Origin of the sequence: Pseudomonas sp. LG1E9 (genome assembly GCF_003290225.1) — a bacterium.
GTDB classification, from domain to species: domain Bacteria; phylum Pseudomonadota; class Gammaproteobacteria; order Pseudomonadales; family Pseudomonadaceae; genus Aquipseudomonas; species Aquipseudomonas cyclaminis.
The window spans coordinates 3272797-3297399 of sequence record NZ_CP029983.1; the positions used below are offsets into that span (position 1 = coordinate 3272797).

General features: G+C 66.0%; 2 protein-coding genes. Both read left to right on the forward strand.

The window, feature by feature from the left end; genetic code table 11:
• The first annotated feature begins 185 nt into the window (after positions 1 to 185).
• Positions 186 to 13079 (forward strand): non-ribosomal peptide synthetase, encoded by a 12894-nt coding sequence (locus DNK50_RS15260; protein ID WP_112194918.1) that lies wholly within the window; start codon positions 186 to 188, stop codon positions 13077 to 13079.
• Positions 13076 to 24430 carry a non-ribosomal peptide synthetase gene (locus tag DNK50_RS15265; protein WP_112194919.1) on the forward strand — a complete coding sequence of 3785 codons (11355 nt, stop codon included), beginning with the start codon at positions 13076 to 13078 and terminating at the stop codon, positions 24428 to 24430. The genes DNK50_RS15260 and DNK50_RS15265 overlap by 4 nt, the downstream gene beginning before the upstream one ends.
• Positions 24431 to 24603: the final 173 nt, after the last annotated feature.

The following is a 24603-nucleotide window of genomic DNA, read 5'->3' on the forward strand; positions in this document are numbered from 1 at the left end:
GTCCCCGCTTCCCATGTCACCCCCCACCCGCCAAATCCCTTAATTTCCCACCCCTACCGGAAGCCTCTCCAGGCCCCCGGCTGTGCCCGCTTTTTTCAAGGCGAGGCGCCCAGCGCATCCGATGCAAACGGCAGCTGAAAACGGACTTTTCTCCTTCACCGTGACTTACCAGGCAGGTTACCCCCATGCAGTTCAGCGAATTATTGGCAGCGATTTCCACCCATGCGATCCGTCTGCAACTGGAGGAGGGCGACCTGATCATCCTCGGTGACGACGAGGCATTGGATGATCGGCTGTGGGATCAGTTGATCGCCCACAAGCCCCGACTGCTGGCACTGGTGGCGGAGCATGGCGGTGACTGGCTCAGCCCGGCCTACCGCATCAAGCCTGAGATGTTGCCGTTGGTGAGCCTCGATCAGGCGGCCATCGACCGTATCGTCGCGGCCATCCCCGGTGGTGTGGCGAATGTGCAGGACATTTACCCGTTGGCGCCGTTGCAGGAGGGCATGCTGTATCACCACCTCTCGGCCGGGCAGGGCGATCCTTACGTGCTGCATGCGCAGTTTGCGTTCGACAGCCGCGTGCGCCTGCATGCCTTTGCCGAGGCGCTGCAATGGGTGATCGACCGTCACGATATTCTGCGCACGTCCATGGTCTGGGAGCGCCTGGACGAGCCGCTGCAAGTGGTGTGGCGCAAGGCAAGCCTGGCCTGTGAGGCAGCGCACTTTGACGGTGGCGACGTACTTGCACAGTTGCAACAACGCTACGACGCCCGCACCTATCGCATGGACCTGGGCCAGGCGCCGCTGTTGCGCCTGGTGTTTGCCGACGATCGCGCCAACCAGCGTGTCGTCGCCATGCTGTTGTTCCACCACACCATCCTCGACCACACCGCCCTGGATGTGGTGCGTCATGAGATCCAGCTGTACCTGGCCGGCCAGCAAGCCCAGGCCGCTGAGCCGGTGGCGTTTCGCAGCTATATCGCCCAGGTGCGCCATGGCGTCAGCGAGCAGGTTCATGAAGGGTTTTTCCGCGAGATGCTCGCGGATATCGATGAGCCGACCCTGCCATTTGGCTTGCAGGATGTGCAGGGCGATGGCCAGGGGATCGACGAGGCGCGCCTGCCGGTCGACGCTGAGCTGAGCCGCCGCCTGCGCAGCCTGGCGCGGCCATTGGGGGTGAGCGTGGCAAGCATGATGCACCTGGCGCTGGCTCGGGTATTGGGCGTGGTCTCGGGCCGTGAGGCGGTGGTGTTCGGCACGGTGATGCTCGGCCGCATGGGCGCGGGCGCGGGCGGTGAGCGGGCGCTCGGGATGTTCATCAACACCTTGCCGTTGCGCGTGGACGTGGGCGAGCAGGGCGTGCGCGCCGGGGTCAAGGCCACCCACGCGCGGCTCACCACGTTGCTCAACCATGAGCATGCCTCCCTGGCGCTGGCCCAGCGGTGCAGCGGGGTTGCCGCGCCGACGCCGCTGTTCAGCGCGATGCTCAACTATCGCCACAGTGCCGCCACGGATATGGCCGAGGTGATCGAGGTCGCCGAAGGCATCCAGGTGCTGGGCGCCGAGGAGCGCACCAACTACCCGCTGACGGTGAATGTGGATGACCTGGGCGAAGGCTTCGCGCTGACGGTGATGGTCGACGCCTCCATCGGCGCAGCGCGCGTGGCGAACTACCTGCACACGGCGCTCCACAGCCTGGCCGACGCCCTTGAGCAGCGACCGGAGATGCCGCTGAGCGGCCTGAATATCCTGCCTGAGACCGAGCGTCATCACCTGCTGCACAGCCTCAACCACACCCCGCATACCTACGCCGACACCGCGCTGATCCACCAGCAAGTCGAAGCCCACGCCGCCGCCCACCCCGAAGCCATCGCCCTGCGCTATGAGCAACAACGCCTCACCTATCGCCAACTCAACGAACGCGCCAACCAGGTCGCCCATCGCCTGCTGGCCCAGGGCGTGCGCCCCGATGACCGCGTGGCGATCTGCGTGGAGCGCGGCCCGGAGATGATCATCGGCCTGCTGGGCATCCTCAAGGCCGGCGCGGGGTATGTGCCGATCGACCCGGCGTATCCACTGGAGCGCATCGCCTACACCCTGCACGACAGCCAACCGCTGGCGGTACTGGTGCACGCCAACACCCGTCACTTGGTGGGCGAACTGGCGCAGATCGACCTCAATGGCCTGCGCGGCGAGTCCCTGGTCAATCCGCGTGTCGTGGTCAGCCCGCAGCACCTGGCCTATGTGATCTACACCTCCGGCTCTACCGGCCAGCCCAAGGGTGTGATGATCGAGCATCGCCAGGTGGCGCGACTGTTCAGCGCCACCGAGCAGTGGTTCGGCTTCAATCACACGGATGTGTGGGCACTGTTTCATTCCTTTGCGTTCGACTTCTCGGTGTGGGAAATCTGGGGGGCATTGATGCACGGCGGTCAGTTGCTAATCGTGCCGCAACTGGTCAGCCGCTCGCCGGACGAGTGCTACACGCTGCTGTGCGAAGCCGGTGTGAGCATCCTCAACCAGACGCCCAGCGCCTTCCGCCAGTTGATTGCGGCCCAGGGCAACAGCCCCCAGGCCCACTCGCTGCGCCAGGTGATTTTCGGCGGCGAAGCCCTGGAACCGGGCATGCTCAAACCGTGGTACGCCCGTGCGATCAATGCCGGCACGCAACTGGTGAACATGTATGGCATCACCGAAACCACCGTGCACGTGACCTATCGCCCGTTGGAAGCGGCGGATGCGCAATTGGTGGGCGTGAGCCCGATTGGCGTGCGCATTCCCGACCTGCAACTGTATGTGCTGGACGCGCACCGCGAGCCGCTGCCATTGGGCGTGGTCGGCGAGTTGTACGTCGGCGGCGCCGGGGTGGCGCGAGGGTATCTGAACCGCGCCGAACTGACGGCCGAGCGCTTCCTGACCGACCCAACCACCGGCCAGCGCCTGTACAAGACCGGCGACCTCGGCCGCCTGTTGGCCGATGGCAGCGTGGACTATCTGGGACGCAACGACGACCAGGTAAAAATCCGTGGGTTTCGTATCGAACTCGGCGAAATCCAGGCGCGCCTCACCACCGCTCAAGGTGTGCGCGACGCGGTGGTCATCGCCCGTGAAGACGCGCCGGGTGATCAGCGCCTGGTGGCCTATGTGATCGCCGAGGGCGACGTCAGCGTCGCGGTGCTGCGCGATCACTTGCGCCTTAGCCTGGCCGACCACATGGTGCCCAGCGCCTTCGTAGTGCTGGACGCCTTCCCGCTGACCGCCAACGGCAAACTCGACCGCAAGGCCTTGCCCGCGCCGGATGCCGACGCGCTGGCCCTGCGTGGCTACGAGGCGCCACACGGCCCCGTCGAAACAACCATCGCGACGATCTGGCAAGACCTGCTCAAACTCGACCGCATTGGCCGCGACGACAACTTCTTCGAACTGGGCGGCCATTCCCTGTTGGCGGTCAAGCTGATCGAGCGCATGCGCCAGGCCGACCTCAGCGCCGATGTGCGCGTGTTGTTCGGCCAACCCACCCTGGCCGCGCTCGCCGCCGCGGTGGGCGGGCAGCGGGAAGTGCAGGTGCCGGTCAACCGGATCCACCCGGACAGCGCCGTCATCACGCCGGACATGCTGGCGCTGATTGAGCTCGATCAGGCCGCCATCGACCATATCCTGCAACAGGTGCCCGGCGGCATTGGCAATGTGCAGGACATCTACGGCCTCGCGCCGTTGCAGGCCGGCATCCTGTATCACCACCTGGCAACCGTTGAGGGCGATCCCTATGTGTTGCAAGTGCAGTTGGGCTTTGATGATCAAGCAGCGGTGGACGCTTTTATCCAGGCGCTGTACAGCGTGATCGAGCGCAATGACATCCTGCGCACCGCGATCCTCTGGGAAGGCCTGGACGAACCGGTGCAAGTCGTACTGCGCGAGGCGCCGCTGGTGGTCGAGCGCATCGACCTGCCCATGGCCGACCTGCAACACCGCTTCGACCCACGCCACTACCGCCTCGACTTGTCCCGTGCCTCGCTGATGCGCCTGGCTTACGCCGAAGCGCCGGGCGGCTTCGTCGGCATCCTGTTGCTGCACCATATCCTGCTCGACCACACCGCCCTGCACGTGCTGGTGCAGGAGATGAGCGCCAGCCTGTCCGGGCGCGGCGCGCAGTTGCCCGACGCGGTGCAGTACCGCAACTACGTGGCCCAGGCGCGCTTTGGCGTGAGCCAGGCGCAGCATGAAGCGTTCTTCAGCGAGATGCTGGGCGATATCGACGAGCCGACCCTGGCCTTCGGGTTGCAGGACGTGCATGGCGACGGCAGCGGCATTGTCGAGGCGCACCTGCCGCTGGAACCGGCCCTGAGCCAGGGCCTGCGCGAACAGGCGCGGCAATTGGGCGTGAGCACCGCAAGCCTGGTGCACCTGGCCTGGGCCCAGGTGCTGGGGCAAGTCTCCGGTCAACAGGACGTGGTGTTCGGCACCGTGCTGCTGGGCCGCATGCAGGGCGGCGAGGGCGCCGACCGCGCCCTCGGCATGTTCATCAACACCTTGCCGCTGCGGGTCAGCGTTGGCGCGGTCGGCGTACAGGCCGCCGTACGCGCCACCCATGCGCGCCTGGCGCAGTTGCTTGGGCATGAACACGCATCGCTGTCCCTGGCCCAGCGTTGCAGCGGGGTACCGGGTTCGTTGCCGTTGTTCAGCACGCTGCTCAACTATCGCCACAGCGCGCCGGATGACGCGCCGGGCGACAGCCCGTTTGCGGCGTCCGGCATCCGGATCCTGAGTTCCGAAGAGCGCAGCAATTACCCGCTGGTGCTCAATGTCGATGACCTGGGCTCAGGCTTCGCGCTGACCGTGCAAGGCGTGGCGTCGCTGGACGTGCAGCGCGTCGGCGACTACATGCTCACCGCCTTGCGCCACCTCGTGACTGCGCTGCAACAGGCACCGACCACGCCGGTGCACGGCGTGTCGATTGTGCCGCCTGCCGAGCGCAACCAATTGCTGGTGGATTTCAACGCCACTGCCCGCGATTACCCATCGCACCTGACCGTGCACCAGTTATTCGAGGCCCAGGCCCTGGCGCGTCCCGAAGCCGTGGCGGCCGTGCACGGCCAACTGTCCTTGAGCTACCGCGACCTCAACCGCCGCGCCAACCGCCTGGCCCATCACCTGATCAACCAGGGCGTGCAGCCGGGGGAAAGCGTGGCGATTGCGTTGCCGCGCAGCCTCGACCTGCTGATCTGCCAACTGGCGATTCTCAAATGCGGCGCCGTGTATGTGCCGCTGGACGTCAATGCGCCGGTGGAGCGTCAGGCGTTTATCGTGCAGGACAGTGGCGCGCAGCGGGTGCTCAACAGCCTGGCCGACCTGAACCTGGACGCGCTGTCCCCGCGCAACCCTGACGTGGAGCTTTCGTCGCAAAGCGTGGCGTACATCCTCTACACCTCCGGCTCCACGGGCGCGCCCAAAGGCGTGCAAGTGCCGCACCGTGCGATCTCGCGCCTAGTGCTCAACAACGGCTATGCCGAGTTCAACCCGCAGGACCGCGTGGCCTTCGCCTCAAACCCGGCGTTCGACGCCAGCACCCTCGACGTGTGGGCGCCGTTGCTCAATGGCGGCTGTGTGGTGGTGGTCGAGCATGCTGTGCTTTTGTCCCAGGCCGCGTTTGCCGCACTGTTGCAGGAGCAATCCGTCAGCGTGTTGTGGATGACCGCCGGGCTGTTCCACCAGTACGCCGATGCGCTGCTGCCGGTGTTCGCGCAGTTGCGTTACCTGATTGTCGGCGGCGATGTGCTCGACCCGCAGGTGATCGGCCGTGTGCTCAAGCATGGCAAGCCCCAGCACCTGCTCAATGGTTACGGACCAACCGAAGCCACGACCTTCTCCACCACCCATGAAATCATCCAGGTGGGCGAGGGCGGTATCCCGATTGGCCGGCCAATCGCGAACGCCCAGGTCTATGTGTTGGATGTGCGCCAGCAATTGTTGCCATTGGGCGCAGTCGGCGAGCTGTATATCGGTGGCGCGGGCGTGGCCACGGGGTATTTGAACCAGCCGCAACTGACCGCCGAAAAATTTATCCCGAACCCGTTTGGCGAAGGCGTGCTGTACCGCACGGGCGACTTGGCGTGCTGGCAGGCCGACCGCACTTTGCTCTACCAGGGACGCAATGACCTGCAAGTGAAAATTCGCGGGTTCCGCATCGAACCGGGTGAAATCGAAGCCTGCCTGGGCGCCTTCGCCGGCGTGAACGACGCCGTGGTGCTGGTGCGCGAAGACGAACCCGGCGACAAGCGCCTGGTGGCCTACTACACCGCCGCCGCGCCGCTGCCGATCGACGCGCTGCGTGCCCATCTGCAAGGCCAGTTACCCGATTACATGGTGCCGTCGGCCTATGTCTGGCTGGCGCTGCTGCCGCTCACCGCCAACGGCAAGCTGGACCGCAAAGGCCTGCCGGTGCCGGATGCAGGCGCGCTGCTCAGCCGCGGTTATGAAGCGCCGGAAGGTGAGGTGGAACGCCAGTTGGCGCAGATCTGGCAGGACCTGCTCAAGCTCGACCGCGTGGGCCGGCATGACCATTTCTTTGAGTTGGGCGGGCATTCGTTGCTGGCGGTCAGTTTGATCGAACGCATGCGCCAGGCGGGCTTGAGCGCGGATGTGCGGGTGCTGTTCAACCAGCCAAGCCTGGCGGCGTTGGCGGCGGCGGTGGGCAGTGGCCGGGAGATTGTGGTGCCGGCCAATGGCATTCCATCGGGCTGCACGCGGATTGTGCCGTCAATGCTGACGCTGGTGGACCTTGACCAAGGCGCCATCGACCGCATCGTCGCCAACGTCCCCGGCGGCGCGGCGAATGTGCAGGACATCTACCCGCTGGCGCCGTTGCAGGAGGGCATTCTGTACCACCACATCAGTGCCGAGCAGGGTGACCCGTACCTGCTGCAATCGCGCATGGCCTTCGACAGCCTGGAGCGGTTGCACGGTTTTATGGGCGCGCTGCAACAGGTCGCCGCCCGTCATGACATCCTGCGCACCGGTGTGGTCTGGGAAGGCCTGGACAGCCCGGTGCAGGTGGTCTGGCGCGAGGCGCAGCTGGTGGTGCAGGCGGTGAACCTTGATCCGGCCGACGGTGACCTCATCGGGCAACTGCACGCCCGGTTCGATGCGCGCCATTACCGCCTGGACATCACCCAGGCGCCGCTGCTGCGCATGGTCTACGCCCAGGACCCCGTGAATGGGCAGGTGGCGGCGATCCTGCTGTTCCACCATTTGGCACTGGACCACACCGCCATGGACGTGGTCGGCCAGGAGATGGGCGCATTTCTGTTCGGCCAGGCTCATGACTTGCCGGCGGCCGCGCCATTTCGCAACTACGTGGCCCAGGCGCGCCTGGGGGTGAGCGTCGACGAGCACGAGCGGTTCTTCCGCGGGATGCTGGCCGATATCGATGAGCCCACCTTGCCCTTCGGCGTACAGGACGTGCAGGGCGACGGCCGCGAGATCGAAGAGGCCGAGCAGGCCCTGGACACGCTGCTGGCCCAGCGCATACGTGAACAGGCACGGCGCCTGGGCGTCAGCGCGGCGAGCCTGATGCACCTGGCCTGGGCCCAGGTGCTGGGGCTGGTCAGCGGGCGTGACGAGGTGGTGTTCGGCACCGTACTGATGGGCCGTATGCAGGCCGGTGACGGCGCGGACCGGGCCTTGGGCATGTTCATCAATACCTTGCCGCTGCGGGTGGATACCGCCGTCAGCGCGGTCGCCGCCGTCAAGGCCACCCATGCACGCTTGAGCGCCTTGCTCGGCCATGAACACGCGTCCCTGGCCCTGGCCCAGCGTTGCACTGGCGTGGCGGCCTCGACGCCACTGTTCAGCGCGCTGCTCAACTATCGCCACAGCAGCCCCGAAACCCTGGCCCGTGACGGCCACGGCATTTGGGAAGGCGTGCAGCTGCTGGGCGGTGAAGAACGCAGCAACTACCCGCTGACCCTGAGCGTGGATGACCTGGGCGATGGCTTCGGCCTGACGGTGCTGGCCTTGCCTCGCATCGGCGCCCAGCGCTTGTGCGCGTACATGGCAAATGCCATCGAACGGTTGGTCGATAGCCTGGAACACAGCGTGCGCACCGCGCTCAATCAGCTCGACATTCTCCCGGCCGGCGAACGTGAAACCCTGCTGCGCGAGTTCAACGCCACCGTCGCGGATTTCCCCAGCGGTCACACGCTTCACGGCGCTTTCGAGATCCGCGCCGACCGCCAGCCCCACGCCATTGCGCTGGTGCAGGACGGCGAATCACTGACCTATCAGCAACTCAACCAACGCGCCAACCAGTTGGCCCATCAACTGATTGCACAGGGTGTGCAGCCAGACGACCGCGTCGCCCTGTGCTGCCGCCGTGGCCCGCAGATGGTGGTGGGGATGCTGGGGATTCTCAAGGCCGGCGCCGGCTACGTGCCGATTGACCCGGCGTATCCCGCCGAGCGCATTGCCTACTTGTTGCAAGACAGCGCGCCAGCGGCGGTGCTGGCCGAAGCGAGCACCCGCGACCTGCTGGGCGCCGTCACCAGCATCGATGTGCACGCCACCTGGCGCCACCCCGTCAGCAATCCACAACTCGCCGCCCTGACCCCGGCCCACCTGGCCTACGTGATCTACACCTCCGGCTCCACCGGCCAGCCCAAGGGCGTGATGGTGGAACACCGCAGCGTGGAAAACCTGGTGCATTGGCATTGCGAAGCCTTTGGCCTGAGCGCCGTCAGCCAAACCAGCAGCGTCGCCGGTTTCGGTTTTGATGCCATGGCCTGGGAGGTCTGGCCGGCGCTGTGCGTGGGCGCCACCCTGCACCTGCCGCCTGTCGATGTGGGCAACGACAACATTGACGCATTGCTCGCCTGGTGGCTGGCGCAGCCCCTGGACGTGGGCTTCCTGCCCACGCCGATGGCCGAATACGCATTCAGCCAGGAGTTGCAGCACCCCACCTTGCGCATGCTGCTGATCGGCGGCGACCGCCTGCGCCAGTTCAGCCAGGAGCGGCGCTTTGCGGTGATCAACAACTACGGCCCCACCGAAGCCACGGTGGTCGCCACCTCGGGCCGCGTGCGTGTTGGGCAGGCGCTGCATATCGGCCGGCCTGTCGCCAATGCCAGCGTCTACGTGCTGGACGCGCAGTTGCGCCCAGTGCCGGTGGGCGTGGCCGGTGAGCTGTATGTAGGCGGCAGCGGCGTGGCGCGGGGTTACCTCAAGCGCCCGGACTTGACTGCCGAACGCTTCCTGCAAGACCCGTTCAATGCAGGGCGCATGTACCGCACCGGCGACCGGGTGCGCTGGTTGCCCGAGGGTAATATCGAGTACCTGGGGCGTAACGATGACCAGGTGAAAATCCGTGGCGTGCGCGTCGAACTGGGGGAAATCGAAAGCCAACTGGCGGCATTGCACGGCGTCGGCGAAGCGGTGGTGCTGGTGCGCGATGGCCGCCTGATCGCGTGGTTCACCGAGCAACAGCCGCTGCTGATCGAAAGCCTGCGCGAGCAATTGCAGGCGCACTTGCCGGATGCCTTGGTGCCGGTGGCCTACGTGAAGCTCGACGCATTGCCCCTGACCGCCAACGGCAAACTCGACCGCCGGGCCTTGCCGGCACCGGATCAGGCCGCGCTGCTGACCCGTGACTACGAAGCGCCACAGGGTGAAGTGGAAACCACCCTGGCCGGCATCTGGGCCGAGGTGTTGCAGGTGGAGCAGGTGGGGCGTCACGACCATTTCTTCGAACTGGGCGGCCATTCGTTGCTGGCGGTCAGCCTGATCGAACGCATGCGCCAGGTCGGCCTCAGTGCCGATGTGCGCGTGTTGTTCAGCCAGCCGACCCTGGCTGCCCTGGCGGCAGCGGTGGGCAGCGGGCGTGAAGTGCAGGTGCCCGCCAACCGCATCCCGGTCGACTGCCAGCGCCTGACCCCGGACCTGTTGTCACTGGTGCAACTCGACCAATCCACCCTGGATCAAGTGGTTGCCCAAGTGCCCGGCGGTGCGGCCAATGTGCAGGACATCTACCCGCTGGCGCCGTTGCAGGAAGGCATTCTCTACCACTACCTCACCGCCGAGCAGGGCGACCCGTATTTGCTGCAATCGCACCTGGCGTTCGACAGCATCGAGCGCCTGCGCGCCTTTGCCCAGGCGCTGCAACAGGTGATCGATCGCCACGATATCCTGCGCACCGGCGTGGTGTGGCAAGGGTTGGTGCAACCACTGCAAGTGGTGTGGCGCAAGGCCCGGTTGCCCCTCGAACAGCTGCACCTTGAAGGCGATGTACTCGCCGGCCTGCATCAACGTTTTGATGCGCGGCGCTACCGCCTGGACATCAGTCAGGCGCCGTTGATTCGCCTGGCCTATGCCGAAGATCCGGCCAACCAGCGCGTGGTCGTGGTGCTGCTCTATCACCATATCGCCCTCGACCACACCGCCTTCGACGTGGTGCTGCGGGAAATGCAGGGTTACCTGCTGGGTCATCCGGCGCCGACGGCTGCGCCGATGCCGTACCGCAACTACGTGGCCCAGGCGCGCTTGGGTATCAGCGAGCAGGAGCACGAGGTGTTCTTCCGCGAAATGCTCGGTGATGTCGACGAACCGACCCTGCCATTCGGCCTGCAAGACGTGCGTGGCGACGGCAATGCAATCCAGGAGCACCGCCTGCACCTGGACAGCGACCTCAACCGGCGCCTGCGTGCCCAGGCCCGCTTGCTTGGCGTGAGCACCGCGAGCCTGTTCCACCTGGCCTGGGGCCAAGTGCTGGCGGCCACCTCCGGGCGCCACAGCGTGGTGTTCGGCACCGTGCTGGTGGGCCGCCTGCAAGGCGGCGAAGGCGCCGACCGGGCGCTGGGTGTGTTCATCAATACCTTGCCGCTGCGCCTGGATATCGACGCTCAGGGCGCCCGCTCGGCGGTGCGCGCCACCCATGCCCGACTCACCGCGTTGCTCGGCCATGAACACGCCTCCCTGGCCCTGGCCCAGCGTTGCAGCGGTGTGGCCGCACCGGCGCCATTGTTCAGCGCGATGCTCAATTACCGCCATCGCGGCGCCGCCACCCGCTCCCATGAGGCGCAACACGCCTGGGAAGGCATGCAGACCCTGGTCAACGACGGGCGCACCAACTACCCGCTGACCCTGAACGTAGACGACCTGGGCGATGGCTACGATGTGACCGCGTTGGCCCAGGCCGATGCGCAACGCGTTTGCGGCTACATGCACGTGGCGCTGGCCGGCTTGGTCGAGGCCCTGGAACAGGCACCGAACCAGGCGCTCAATCGCCTGCCCATCCTCAGCGCGGAGGAGCGTCAACAATTGCTGGTGGCGTTCAACGCCACCGAGGTGAACTACAACCTCGACCAGACCCTGCACGGGATGTTCGAAGCCCAGGTCCAGCGCACGCCCCACGCCATCGCGGTGAAGGCGGGCGAGCAGCACCTTACCTACCAACACCTCAACGAGCGGGCCAACCGCCTGGCCCATCATCTGCGCGGGCTGGGCGTGCAACCCGATGCGCGGGTGGGGATTTGCCTGGAACGTGGCCTGGACATGGTCATCGGCCTGTTCGCCATCCTCAAGGCCGGCGGCGGTTATGTGCCGCTGGACCCGGCGTACCCGCTGGAGCGGATCGCCTACATGCTGCAAGACAGCGCCCCCGTGGTGGTGCTGGCCCAGAACGCCACCGTGGCCTTGCTGGGCGACGTGCCGCTGCTCAATCTGGACCAGGTCACCTGGCAGCATCAGCCGCCGAGCAACCCCGAGGTCGCGGGCCTGAAAGCCCGGCACCATGCCTACGTGATCTACACCTCCGGCTCCACCGGCCAGCCCAAAGGCGTGATCAACGAGCACGCCGGGGTGGTCAACCGGCTGCTGTGGATGCAGGACGCCTATGGCCTCACGGCCGAGGATGCGGTGTTGCAGAAAACCCCGTTCAGCTTCGACGTGTCGGTGTGGGAGTTCTTCTGGCCGCTGTTCACCGGCGCACGCCTGGTAATGGCGCGCCCCGGCGGGCATAAAGACCCGGCCTACCTGTGCGAGGTCATCGAAGCGGAACAGATCACCACGCTGCACTTTGTACCGTCGATGCTGGATGTGTTCCTGGCCCATGGCGACGTGAGCCAGGCGGCAGGGCTGCTGCGGGTGATGTGCAGCGGCGAAGCACTGCCGGGCAGTCTGGTGCGCCGCTTCAAGACGCAGTTGCCGGGAATCGGCCTGTACAACCTGTACGGCCCCACCGAAGCGGCGGTGGACGTGACGGCCTGGAATTGCGCACGCCCCGATGTGCCGGACAACACGCCCATCGGCAAGCCCATCGCCAATACGCGCATGTACGTGCTGGACGCGCAGTTGCAGCCGGTGCCGCTGGGCGTGGTCGGCGAATTGTTTATCGGCGGCGTGCAAGTGGCGCGGGGTTACCTCAACCGTCCTGAGCTGACCGCCGAGCGTTTCCTTGAGGACCCGTTCCGCGCCGGGCGGATGTACCGCACCGGCGACCTTGGTCGCTACCTGCCCGACGGCAACATTGAATACCTGGGCCGCAATGACGACCAGGTCAAGATCCGTGGCCTGCGTATCGAGTTGGGAGAGATCCAGGCGCGGCTGCTTGAGCATCCCCAGGTCAGCGAAGCGGCGGTGGTCGCCCGTGAAGACCGCCTTGTCGCCTACTACACCGGTACGCACACCGATATCGAGCACCTGCGCACCCATCTGCTGCACCACCTGCCGGACTTCATGGTGCCCGCGCTGTTTGTGCACCTCGACGCGCTGCCCCTGAGCCCCAACGGCAAACTCGACCGCAAGGCCTTGCCGGCGCCCGGCCTGCAAGCCCTGAACCTGCGTGAATACGAGGCACCGCAAGGCGATACCGAAATCCTGCTGGCGCGCTTGTGGGCCGAGTTGCTCAACGTCGAGCGGGTCGGGCGCCAGGACAATTTCTTTGAACTGGGCGGGCACTCGCTGCTTGCCGTGAGCTTGATTGGGCGCTTGCGCCAGGAAGGCATGGAAGCCGACGTCCGGGGGCTGTTCGAACAGCCGACCCTGGCCGGCTACGCCGCAATGACCGAACGAATGGAGATCGTCCTGTGAGCCTCTTTGAGCTGCTGGCAACCCTGAAAACCAAGGACATCCAACTGGCGCTCAAGGGCGAGCAGTTGTCGGTGCAAGGCAACAAGCAGGCCTTGAGCGACCCTGCAATCCTGGCCGCCTTGCGCGAGCACAAACCGGGGCTGATCGAGTTGATCAAGGCCGGCGAGTATTGCGCGACCAAGGCCGGTGAACTCGACGTGCCGGCCAATGGCATCCCGCCTGGAGCCGAGCGCATCACACCGGCCATGCTGACCCTTTCAAGCCTGAGCCAGGACGAGATTGATCGCGTCGTCGCCACGGTCGACGGCGGCGTGGCGAATATCCAGGACATCTACCCGCTGGCGCCGTTGCAGGAAGGCATCCTGTTCCACCATGTCAGCGCCGAGCAGGGCGACCCGTACGTGATGCAGTCGCAGTTCGCGTTCGACAGCCTGGCGCGTTTCGACGCATTTGCCCAAGCACTGCAAACGGTGATGGACCGCCATGACATCCTGCGCACCGGCGTGGTCTGGGATGGCCTGCAGGAGCCGTCGCAAGTGGTGTGGCGCACTGCGCGCCTGCCGGTGCAGGCCCTGCAACTCGATCCGGCGGATGGCGAGATCGCCGCCCAACTGCACGCCCTGTTCGATGCCCGCCACTATCGCCTCGACGTGACCCAGGCGCCGCTGCTGCGCCTGGTGCGTGCCGACGACCCGGCCAATGGGCGCATCGTCGCCACGTTGTTGTTCCACCACATGGCCCTGGACCACAGCGCCCTGGAAGTGGTGTGCCATGAAATGCAGGCGTGCCTGCTGGGGCAGGGCGCGGCGTTGGGTCAGGCGGTGCCGTTTCGCAACTACGTGGCCCAGGCGCGGTTGGGCATCAGTGAACAGGAGCACGAAAGCTTCTTCCGCCAGATGCTTGGCGATATCAGCGAGCCGACCTTGCCGTTTGGCTTGCAGGATGTGCAGGGCGATGCGCGCGGCATCAGCGAACTCCACCTGCCGTTGGCGGCGCCGTTGAGTTTGCGCTTGCGCACCCAGGCGCGGCAGTTGGGGGTGAGCGCGGCGAGCCTGTTTCACCTGGGCTGGGCGCAGGTGCTGGGGGTCTTGGCGGGCAAGCAACAGGTGGTGTTCGGCACGGTGTTGATGGGCCGCATGCAAGGCAGCCATGCCACGGATCGCGCCTTGGGCATCTTTATCAACACCTTGCCGTTTCGCGTGGACGTCGATAGCCAGGACGTACGCGCCGGGGTCAAGGCCACCCATGCCCGACTCACCACGTTGCTGCGCCACGAGCACGCGCCGTTGGCCCTGGCCCAGCGCTGCAGCGGCGTGATTGCGCCGACGCCGTTGTTCAGTGCGCTGCTCAACTATCGCCACAGCGCGCCTGCCGCCAGCGCCGAAGCCGTCTCGGCGTGGCAGGGCATCGCCGCCCTCAGTGCCGAAGAGCGCACCAACTACCCGCTGACCCTGAGCATCGATGACCTCGGCGACGGCTTTGGCCTGAGCCTGCTGGCCAGCACCCAGGTGGACCCGCAGCGGGTCTGCGCCTACCTGCACACCGCCCTGGAAAACCTGGTGACGGCCCTGGAGCAGGCGCCCGACACTGCGCTCAATCGCGTGCCGGTGGTGCCCGCCGTCGAGCAGCGGTTGCTGCTGGAACAGTTCAACGCCACCCAGGCCGATTTCCCCCAGGGCAGCACCGTGCACGGGCGCATCGAAGCCCAGGCCGCGCTTACGCCGCATGCCATTGCGGCGGTGCAACTGGGGCACTCACTGACCTACGCCGAACTCAACGGGCAAGCCAACCTGCTGGCCCATCACCTGCTGGCGCTTGGCGTCAAACCTGACGACCGCGTGGCCATCGTCGCCCGTCGTGGCCTGGACACCCTGGCCGGGTTGCTGGCGATCCTTAAAGTCGGAGCCTGCTACGTGCCGGTAGACCCGTCCCATCCGGCCGAGCGCCTGGCCTACCTGCTCAGCGACAGCGCCCCGGTGGCGGTGCTGACCCAGCACGCCTTGCTCGAACGCCTGCCCGAGCTGGACGTGCCGGTGATCTACCTGGACCGCTACACCTGGCATCACCACGCGGCGAGCAATCCCAGCGTCGCCGTAACCCCGGCGAACCTCGCCTATGTGATCTACACCTCCGGCTCCACCGGCCTGCCCAAGGGCGTGATGGTGGAGCACCACACCGTGACCAACCTGGTGGACTGGCATTGCCGCGCTTTCGACCTGTGCGCCGGGCGCCACACCGCCAGCGTCGCCGGGTTCGGCTTTGATGCCATGGCCTGGGAAGTGTGGCCGGCGTTGTGTGTCGGCGCGACCCTGCACCTGCCACCGGCCCATGACGGCCCCGAAGACATCGACGCACTGCTGGCCTGGTGGTGCGCGCAGCCGCTGGATGTGTGTTTCCTGCCCACGCCCGTGGCCGAGTACGCCTTCAGCCAGCACATCGAGCACCCAACCCTGCGCACCTTGCTGATCGGCGGCGACCGCCTGCGGCAGTTCGGGCGGGCGCAGCGTTTTGAACTGATCAACAACTATGGCCCCACCGAGGCTACGGTGGTCGCCACCTCCGGCAAGGTCGAGGCCGGGCAACCGTTGCATATCGGCAAGCCCATCGCCAATGCCACGGTATACCTGCTGGACGAGCAACAACGCCCGGTGCCGCTGGGCGTTGCGGGTGAGGTGTATGTCGGCGGCAAGGGCGTGGCGCGGGGTTACCTGAACCGTGCGGAACTGACGGCCGAGCGTTTCCTGCAAGACCCGTTCAACGCCGGTCGCATGTACCGCACCGGCGATCTGGCGCGCTGGTTGCCCGATGGCAATCTCGACTACCTGGGCCGCAATGACGATCAGGTAAAAATCCGTGGCGTGCGCATCGAACTGGGGGAAATCGAAACCCAGCTCAACCACCTGCCAAGCGTTCAGGAGGCTGTGGTGCTGGTGCGCGAAGAGCGCCTGGTGGCGTATTACACCGAAAATCCGCAACTCGACGCGCTGGCGGTGGGCGATATCCGCGCCCATCTGGTGGCACACCTGCCGGACTACATGGTGCCGGTCGCCTTCATGAAGCTCGACACGTTGCCCTTGACCGCCAACGGCAAACTCGACCGCAAGGCCTTGCCGGCGCCGGATATGGCCGCGCTGTTTACCCGCGAATACGCCGCGCCCGAGGGCGAGATCGAAAACAGCCTGGCGCAGATCTGGGCCGATGTGTTGCAGGTGGAGCGCGTCGGCCGTCACGATCACTTCTTTGAGCTGGGTGGGCACTCGCTGCTCGCCATGCGCATGGTGTCCCAAGTGCGTCAGCGCCTGGGTGTGGAACTGTTGCTCGGCGACCTGTTTGCCAACGCCGAACTGGCCGCCGTCGCCGAGGTGCTGGCCCAGGCCGGTCGCAGCACCTTGCCGGCGATCCTGCCGGCCAACCGCGATGAGCCGGTGCCGCTGTCGTTTGCCCAGCAGCGCCTGTGGTTTCTGGCATTGATGGAAGGCGCCAACACCGCCTACAACATTCCCATCGGCTTGCGCTTGCGTGGGCAGTTGCATGTGCAGGCCTTGCAACGGGCGCTGGCGCGGATCGTGGCGCGGCATGAAACCCTGCGCAGCCGCTTCGCCCAGCACGGCGACGACGCCCAGGTGCTGATCGTCGCGGCCGACGACGTGCTGCCGCTGCAGGTGCAGGACTTGCGCCTCCACCCGCAACCGCAACAGGCGCTGGATGCGTTGATCCACGGCGAAGCCTCGGCGCCGTTCGACCTGGAGCGCGGCCCGCTGCTGCGCGGGCGCCTGGTGGTGATGGGGCATGAACACCACGTGTTGTTGCTGACCCTGCACCACATCGTCTCCGACGGCTGGTCCATGGGCGTGCTCACCCGCGAGCTGATGGCGCTGTACCAGGCCTTCAGCCAGGGCCAGCCCGACCCGCTGCCGCCATTGCCAATCCAGTACGGCGACTTCGCCGTGTGGCAACGCTTGTGGCTCAGCGGCGACGTCCTGCAGCGCCAGAGCAGCTATTGGCAGCAGGCCCTGGCCGGGGCGCCGGCGTTGCTCAGCCTGCCCACCGACCGCCCGCGCCCGGCGCAGCAGGACTACGCCGGCAGCAGCGTGGACATCCGCCTCGACGAGCGCCTTACCGCCGGGCTCAAGGCCTTGAGCCAGCGCCATGGCAGCACGCTGTACATGACCGTGATGAGCGCCTGGGCCTCCTTGCTCGCACGGCTTTCGGGGCAGGCGGATGTGGTGATCGGCTCGCCGGTGGCCAACCGTACGCGCAGTGAAGTCGAAGGCCTGATCGGCCTGTTCGTCAACACCCTGGCCGTGCGCATCGACACCTCGGGTGGGCTGAGTACCGAAGTGCTGCTGGCGCGGGTCAAGGCGCTGACCCTGGCGGCCCAGGCCCATCAGGACCTGCCCTTCGAGCAAGTGGTGGAACTCACCCGACCCGTGCGCAGCCTGGCCCACAGCCCGTTGTTCCAGACCCTGCTGGCCTGGCAGGACAGCAGCGCGCCGACCCTGGCCCTGGGCGACCTGGCGCTGGAAGGCATTGTGGAGAACAGCCACTTTGCCAAGTTCGACCTGTCGCTGAACCTGGGCGAAGTACAGGGCACGATTCTCGGCGCGCTGGAATACGCCGTGGCGCTGTTCGATGAAGCGACGGTGCAGCGTTACGTCGGCTACTTCACCCGCGTGTTGCAGGCCATGGTCGATAACGACCAGGCGGTGCTGGAGCACGCGCCGCTGCTGGACGAGCGCGAGCGCCAGCACCTGCTGTTCGACTTCAATGCGACACAGGTGGATTACAACCTCGACCAGACCTTGCACGGGATGTTCGAGGCCCAGGTGGCACGCACGCCCGACGCGATTGCGCTTAAAGCCGGGGAACAGCAACTTACGTATGCCGAACTGAATACACGGGCCAACCAACTGGCCCATCACCTGCTGGACCGGGGCGTACAGCCCGATTCGCGGGTGGCGATCTGCGTGGAACGTGGCCTGGACATGGTCATCGGCCTGTACGCGATCCTCAAGGCCGGCGCCGCCTATGTGCCGCTGGACCCGGCATATCCGCTGGAACGCATCGCCTACATGCTGGAAGACAGCGCGCCCGCGGTCGTGCTGATCCAGGACGCTACCCGTGCGCTGGTGGGCGCGGTGCCGGTGGTTGATCTGGACCAGCCGAGCTGGCACCGGCAATCCGTGGAGAACCCCGGTTTAGCCGGCGTGAGTGCCTACGTGATCTACACCTCCGGCTCCACCGGCCAGCCCAAGGGCGTGATCAATGACCATGGCGGCGTGGTCAATCGCCTGCTGTGGATGCAGGACGAATATGGGCTCACGGCCCAGGACCGGGTCTTGCAGAAAACCCCGTTCAGCTTCGACGTGTCGGTCTGGGAATTCTTCTGGCCGTTGTTCACCGGCGCTTGCCTGGTGATGGCGCGTCCCGGCGGGCATAAAGACCCGGCGTACCTGTGTGAGGTGATCGAGGCCGAACACATCACCACGTTGCACTTTGTGCCGTCGATGCTCGACGTGTTCCTGGCCCATGGCGATGTCAGCCAGGCCGCCGGGCTGGTGCGCGTAATGTGCAGCGGCGAAGCCTTGCCGGGCAGCCTGGTGCGGCGTTTCAAGCAGCAGTTGCCAGGCAGCGACCTGCATAACCTGTATGGCCCGACCGAAGCTGCTGTCGACGTGACGGCGTGGAACTGCGCAGGCCCGGTGACGCCGGACAACACGCCCATCGGCAAGCCCATCGCCAACACCCGCATGTACCTGCTGGACGGGCAATTGCAGCCGGTGCCGCTGGGCGTGGTCGGCGAGCTGTTTATCGGCGGCGTGCAAGTGGCGCGGGGTTACCTGAACCGCCCGGAACTGACCGCCGAACGCTTTCTCCAAGATCCCTTTACCCACGGGCGGATGTACCGCACCGGCGACGTCGGACGCTACCTGCCCGATGGGAATATTGAATACCTGGGCCGCAACGACGACCAGGTGAAAATCCGTGGCTTGCGCATCGAACTGGGCGAGATCCAGGCGCGCCTGACCGAGTGCCCGGCGGTCAACGAGGCCGCCGTGATCGCCCGTGAAGACCGCCTGGTGGCGTACTACACCGGCGCCTTTACCGACATCGACGTGCTGCGCAGTCAGCTGCTGCATCACCTGCCTGAGTTCATGGTGCCGACGGTCTTCGTCCACCTCGGTGCGTTGCCCTTGAGCCCCAACGGCAAGCTCGACCGCAAGGCGCTGCCCGCGCCGGGCCTGGAGTCGAGGGTGGTACGCGAATACGAAGCGCCCGAGGGCGACACGGAAATCGCCCTGGCCAGCCTGTGGGCCGAGTTGCTCAAGGTGGAGCGTGTGGGGCGTCACGACAACTTCTTTGAACTGGGCGGGCATTCGTTGCTGGCGGTGAGCCTGATGGGGCGCATGCGCGGCCTGGGTTTGTCGGCGGACGTAAAAGTGCTGTTCGGTCAGCCCACCCTGTCGGCCTTGGCGGCGGCGTTGGGCGGTGGCCGCGAAGTGGTGGTGCCGGCCAATGGCATCGTCGACGGCTGCACCTCGATCACCCCAGCGATGTTGCCGCTGATCGCGCTGGAGCAGTCCGCCATCGACCGCCTCGTCGCGTGTATCCCCGGTGGCGCGGCGAATGTGCAGGACATCTACCCGCTGGCGCCGTTGCAGGCCGGCATGCTCTATCACCATCGCGCCGTGCAGGCCGGCGATGCCTATGTGCTGCAGGCGCAGTTTGCCTTTGACAGCCGCCAGCGCCTGGATGCGTTTGCCCTGGCGTTGCAGGCGGTGATCGAGCGCCATGACATCCTGCGCTCGTCGTTCCACTGGGACGGCCTGGAAGAACCGGTGCAGGTGGTCTGGCGCAAGGCGTCGCTGCGGGTTGAAAGCGGTCCGTTGCCCCCGCGCCTGGACCTGTCCGAGGCGCCATTGATGCGCCTGGTGTGCAGCGAAGAAACCCCGCGTGTGGTCGCCACCTTGCTGTTCCATCACCTGGTCATGGACCACATCGCCCTGGAGATCCTGCAACACGAGCTGCAGGCGTTCCTGCTGGGCACGCAACGCACCTTGGGCACGCCTGTGCCGTATCGCAACTACGTGGCACAGACGGTGGCACAGACGGTGGCTCAGACGGTGGCGCAGACGCGCGTGGACGATCACGAAGAGTTTTTCCGCGACATGCTTGGTCAGATCGACGAGCCCACGGAGGTGGCCAACCTGGGCATCGATGAACAGGTACGCCTGGCGATTGCTCCTCAATTAAGCCAGCGCCTGCGCACTCAGGCGCGCCAGTGCGGCGTCAGCGCCGCCAGCCTGATGCACCTGGGGTGGGCCCAGGTGCTGGGCAAGGTGTCGGGCCGTGAGCAGGTGGTGTTCGGCACCGTGATGCTCGGCCGCATGCAAGGCGGCGAAGGCGCCGAGCGGGCCATGGGCGTGTTCATCAACACATTGCCGTTGCGGGTCGACCTCGGCGAGCACTCGGTACGCAGCGCCGCTCGCGCCACCCATGCGCGGCTGAGCCAACTGCTCAGCCATGAACACGCACCGCTGACAGTGGCCCAGCGTTGCAGTGGGGTGCCGGTGACCACGCCGCTGTTCAGCGTGCTGTTCAACTATCGGCACAGCGCGCCGCAGGTCGGTGGAGTGGCTGAGGCGTGGCAGGGCATTGAGCTGCTCAAGGCCGAGGAACACAGCAACTACGGCCTGTCGATGAGCGTGGATGACCTGGGCGATGGCTTTACCTTCAAAGCCTCGGGGCAGGGCGCCCGGCGGCTGTGTGATTACCTGAGTGTGGCTCTGGAGCAGTTGGTGCAGGCGCTGGAACAGGGCAGCGATACCGCCATCAGCCGCTTGCCGATCCTGCCCGTCGCCGAACAGCACCAACTGCGGCTGGCGTTCAACGCCAGCACCCGCGACTTCCCCCGTGAGCACACGGTGCAGCGCCTGTTCCAAGCCCAGGCCCAGGCACGTCCCGACGCAGTGGCCGTGGTGCAGGGCGAGCAGCGCGTGAGCTACGGCGAGCTGAATGCCAGCGCCAACCGCCTGGCCCATCACCTGGCGGGCCTGGGCGTAAAACCGGGCGACAACGTGGCGATCCTGCTGCCGCGTTCTGTCGCGCTGCTGGTCGGTCAACTGGCTGTGTTGAAGTGCGCGGCCGCCTATGTGCCGCTGGACATCAACGCACCCGCCGAACGCCAGGCGTTCATGGTGCAGGACAGCGATGCGCGCTGGTTGTTGACCCGCAGTGATGCGCTGATCGACTACGCGGCGCAGCGCCTGGACCTGGACACCCTGGCCCTCGATCCACAGCCGAGCCATAACCCGGACCTGTCGCAAGCCTCGGACAGCGTGGCGTACATCATGTACACCTCCGGCTCCACCGGCATTCCCAAGGGCGTGCGGGTGCCCCATCGCGGCATCACGCGGTTGGTGCTCAACAACGGCTACGCGGACTTCAACTCCAGCGACCGCGTGGCCTTCGCCTCCAACCCGGCGTTCGACGCCAGCACCATGGATGTCTGGGGGCCGTTGCTCAACGGTGGGCAGGTGCAGGTCATCGATCACGCCACCTTGCTTGACCCTGCGGCATTCGGCGCGGCGCTGCGTGGCGCGACGGTGCTGTTTGTCACCACGGCGTTGTTCAACCAGTACGTGCAGCTGATTCCCGACGCATTGGCTGGTTTGCGCATCTTGCTGTGCGGCGGCGAGCGTGCCGATCCTGCGGCGTTTCGCAGCCTGTTGGCCCAGGCGCCGGCGTTGCGCCTGGTGCATTGCTACGGCCCGACGGAAACCACCACCTACGCCACCACCCATGAAGTGCGCGCGATTGCCGACGACGCCGACAGCGTGCCGGTGGGGCGACCGATCTCCAACACCCAGGTGCATGTGCTGGATGCGTACTTGCAGCCGGTGCCCCAGGGCGTGACCGGTGAAATCTGCATCGGAGGTGACGGCGTGGCCCTGGGTTATTTGAATCGACCGGAGCTCACCGCTGAAAAGTTTGTGCAGGATCCCTTCAATCCGCAGGCCTTGATGTACCGCACCGGCGACCTCGGCCGCTGGACCGTGGATGGCCTGCTCGAATGCATCGGACGCAATGACGATCAGGTGAAGATCCGGGGTTTCCGCATCGAGTTGGGCGAGATCGAAGCGCGCCTGATGACTTGCGTGGGCATTCAGGACGCGGTGGTGTTGGCCCGTGAAGACGCGCCGGGGGATAAGCGTCTGGTGGCGTATTTCACCTGGGCGGCGCAGCCCGTTGGTATCGACGGCATCCGCGCCCATCTGCAAGGGCAACTGCCGGACTACATGCTGCCTTCGGCCTATGTGCCGCTGGACCAGCTGCCGTTGACTGCCAATGGCAAGGTTGACCGCAAAGCCCTGCCGGTGCCGGCCCTGGACGCGCAGGTCAGTCGCGAGTTCGAAGCACCGATCGATGCTCTGGAACAGACCCTGGCGCAGTTATGGGCCGAGGTGCTGAAGCTGGAACAGGTTGGCCGGCATGACAGTTTCTTTGAGTTGGGCGGGCATTCGCTGTTGGCGATTCGCCTGGTCAACTTGATGGAAACCGCAGGGCTGGCGGTGAGCCTGGCCGAGTTGTTCCAACACGCCAGCGTCGCCTCGGTGGCCGTCATGCTGCGCCAGCGCACCGACGAGCCGGTGCGCGACGCTTCGGTGATCACGGTGCGCAGCAGCGGCAAGCAAGCGCCGTTGTTCCTGGTGCATGAATTCAGCGGCATGGACGTGTACTTCCCGGCGCTGGGCCAGCATCTGCCGGGTGACTACCCGATCTATGGCCTGCCGGGACTGGCGCTCGGCGAGTCGCACCTCAACACCCTGGAAGGCCTGGCGGCACGCATGGTCGGCCTGATTCGCGGCCTGCAACCCCATGGGCCGTATCGCATCGCGGGGTGGTCATTTGGCGGGGTGCTGGCCTATGAAGTGGCGATGCAATTGCTGGGGCTGGATGAACCGGTGGCGTTCCTCGGCCTGATCGACAGCTACGTGCCGCGCCTGACCGACCAGGGCAAGGCGCGCTGGAGCGGGCCGGATGCGCTCAAGCGGCATTTGCTGTTGCAGTGCCGCGCCTATTGGAACGCACAGGGAGGTGTGGATGAGCTGGCGAGGATTGAACAGCTGGACGCGCAGATTGGACAGCTGGACTTTGCAGGTCTGCTGCAACGCTGTCGCGATCAAGGTTTGCTATACGCGCAAATGGCGGCGGCTGCGGATGCGGACCTCTTGAGCTTTATCGAGCGCGAAGTCGGCCACGGGCATGCGCTGGCGCATTACAGCCTGTTCCCGTTGCCGATACCGGTGCATCTGTTAAGTGCTGTGGAGCGGCCGACCGAGTTGTCGCGGCGCAGTGTATCGCTCGGTTGGGAGGACGCCCTGGTGCCTGGGCAATTGCGCCAGGTGGACGTGCCGGGTGATCACCAGAGCATGATGCAGGCGCCGCATATCCGTGCATTGGGCGCGGCGATGACAGAGGCCTTGGCGGGTTGTTCAGCGGTGCTGGAAACCGCGCATCAACCGTTGCTGCGAATCCAGGGCGGACGGGCCGGCTATGCGCCGGTGTTCTGCGTGCCGGGGGCAGGGGACAGCGTCACCGGGTTTGTCGGCCTTGGCGAAGCGCTAGGGCGAGACTGGCCGTTGTTCGGCTTGCAGCCGCGCGGGCTGGACGGCGAGGCGGTGCCCCACAGCCAGGTGGAAGCGGCGGCGCGTTGTAATCTGCTTGCGCTGGAGCATGAGTGTCCGCATGGGCCGGTGCATCTGGTGGGGCATTCGTTTGGCGGTTGGGTCGCCCTGGAGATGGCGCTGCGGTTGCAGGCGGCCGGGCGGGAAGTGGCGTCGTTGACGGTGATCGACAGCGAGGCGCCGGGGGGTGCGGGTCGGGCTTATACGACGACGGCGGCGTTGTTGCGGTTGATCGAAGCGATGCAGCTGGCGGCGGGTAAACCCCTCGGAATTGACCGTGAGGACTTCGCGGCTGGCGATGAAGTGGCGCAGCGCCAGAGCCTGCATGCCGGGATGGTGGGGGTGGGGTTGTTGCCGGCCCGTGCCAGTGTTGACGCGATGGCGGGGCCGGCGCGCACTTACGCGGTCGCATTGCGCACGGTGTATCGCCCGGCACAGCGCTATCGCGGCGTGGTGCGGTTGGTGTTGGCCGAGGATCCGGCGTTGGATGCGGCGGGCAATCAGCGCGAGCAAGGCGGGATGGTGGAGGGCTGGAAGCGCCAGGGCAGTGGCTTGGAGGTTTGGTATGGCGGGGGGAATCATTTCACTTTGCTCAAGGCGCCGAATGTTCAGGGGTTGGCTGTGTGGTGGTTGGAAGGCGTTGCGGCGGAGGTGGTGTCGTGACGGGAAGGCTTGTTGGGGCGAGGGAGCTTGCTCCCGATGAGGGGGTGTCAGTTGATGCAACTTTGGCTGAGCCACCGTTATCGGGGGCAAGCCCCCTCCCACATTTTGATCTCCATACATCAGGTGGGCCTCAGGTTGGCTCTGGCTCTGGCTCTGCTTTTGATTTTGATTTT